The sequence below is a fragment of the Azospirillum sp. B4 genome (assembly GCF_000333275.1).
Classification (GTDB): Bacteria; Pseudomonadota; Alphaproteobacteria; order Azospirillales; family Azospirillaceae; genus Nitrospirillum.
This window is the reverse complement of sequence record NZ_BACU01000516.1, coordinates 1-1811: the sequence shown is the minus strand read 5'-3', so window position 1 is coordinate 1811 and position 1811 is coordinate 1. Positions and strand designations below refer to the sequence as shown.

Sequence of the window (1811 nt, the reverse complement as noted above, 5' to 3'; positions counted from 1 at the left end):
GATGCGCCCGTAGAAGTACAGCTCCGCCTCCTGCGCGCGGATGATGCTGTCGGCCTTGCGGAAGCCGTGCTGTTCGCCCTCGAACTCGATGTAGGCGACGGGCACGCCCTTGGCCTTCAGGGCGGCGACGATGCTGCGCGACTGGGCGGGGGGCACCACCGCGTCCTCCGCCCCCTGGAAGGTGATCAGCGGGGCGGAGAAGCCGTCCAGGTGGTGCAGGGGGCTGCGGGCGTCATAGACGGCCTTGCCCGCCGGGTAGGGGGCCACCAGGCTGTCGAGGTAGCGGCTTTCGAACTTGTGGGTGTCCTTGGCCAGGGATTCCATGTCCGACACGCCGTAATAGTTGGCGCCCGCCTTGAACACGGGGGTGAAGGCCAGTGCCGCCAGGGTGGTGTAGCCGCCGGCGCTGCCGCCCCGGATGGCCGCCCGATTGGCGTCGGCCAGGCCCGCCTGGTCCAGGTAGGCCACCACCGCCGTGGCGTCCTGCACGTCGGTGACGCCCCAATTGCCGCGCAGGCGGTTGCGGTAGGTGACCCATCTTTCCGGACAGGTAACCGGTGGCGGACACCTGCGCAAAAATTTTTGAAAGATTCAAAAGTGTGATCCTGTCTAAACGGCGCCAGACGCCCATTTCAGGCGCTCGGGCGCCAACGCCTGTTGAAATTCCTCGCGAATCGGGGAGGTATGGCGGGCGCCTCCCGCCAGGGGCGCCGGTGCGCGTCGGGGGAAGGGACAGTGGACATCATCACCCTGTGGACATTGCTGGTCGCCGCCCCTTTCATCGGCAGTTTCCTGGGCGTGGTCGTGACGCGCCTGCCGGCGGGGCGGTCGGTCGTTTGGGGACGGTCGGCCTGCGACCGGTGCGGTCATGCCCTGGGACCGGCCGATCTGGTGCCGGTTCTCTCCTACCTGTCGTCGCGGGGACGCTGCCGGTACTGCGCGGCGCCCATCGGCGCCCTTCATCCGGCGATCGAACTGGCGGCCCTGCTGCCGCCCCTGTGCCTGGTTCCTCTCATGCCGCTGGATCCCCTGGCGCTGTGCGCCGGGGCGGGCTTGGGGTGGACCCTGCTGGCCCTGGCGTGGATCGACCTGCGGCACATGATCCTGCCCGACGCGCTGACCCTTCCGCTGGTGGTTGCCGGGCTCCTGGTGGAATGGGCGCTGGACGGGCGCTTCCCCGTCACGCGGCTGGCGGCGGCTGCCATCGCCTATGGCGGCCTGGTGCTGCTGGAAATCCTGTACCGCCGGCTGCGCGGCCGCGACGGCATCGGCCGGGGGGACGCGAAGCTGCTGGCGGCCGGCGGCGCCTGGCTGGGCCCCGCCGCCGTGCCCCACGTGCTGTTGATCGCGGCGCTGGCCAGCCTGGCGGCGTTGGCGGCGTTGCGCCTGGCCGGTCGGCGGGTGGGCTCCGACACGGCCCTGCCATTCGGCCCCGGCCTGGCGCTGGGCATCTGGGGCGCCTGGCTGGCCGCGAACCTGTGAACGGGCGGCCTTCAGCGGCCCCGGAAGGGAAGGCCAGGCAAGAGGGACCGCTGTTTGGACTTACCCGGGGAATGTGGTGGGGATTGGCTGAGGAGGGGGGCCGGGGGCGGGAGGTCCGAGTACGGCAGGCCTATGCGCCGAATCGCGCAGGACTATGCGCCGTTTTGCGCAACCTTTGGGCCGCTTAACACGGAATTTTCTGCTAAGTCATTGGAGGCACGGCCGGGAATCGAACCCGGATTCAGGGATTTGCAGTCCGTTGCATCACCATTCTGCCACCGTAACGGCCACGAATGCCGATCGTCGGACCGCCTGGCGGCGCCTGTCGA

Annotated in this window: 2 protein-coding genes and 1 tRNA gene; 1 reads left to right on the top strand and 2 read right to left on the bottom strand. The window is 69.5% G+C overall.

From position 1 onward, the window contains the following. A partial coding sequence (locus tag I55_RS22350) for a S9 family peptidase (protein ID WP_199902683.1) occupies positions 1–576 on the bottom strand: 576 nt, incomplete at its 3' end. A gap of 159 nt (positions 577–735) precedes the next feature. Between I55_RS22350 and I55_RS22345 the strand changes: the two genes are divergently transcribed. Then, on the top strand, positions 736–1482 hold the full coding sequence (locus I55_RS22345) for an A24 family peptidase (protein ID WP_252181263.1): 747 nt from the start codon (positions 736–738) through the stop codon (positions 1480–1482). Positions 1483–1693: 211 nt separating this feature from the next. Here I55_RS22345 and I55_RS22340 read toward each other — a convergent pair. Next, a tRNA-Cys gene (locus tag I55_RS22340) sits at positions 1694–1767 on the bottom strand. Positions 1768–1811: the final 44 nt, after the last annotated feature.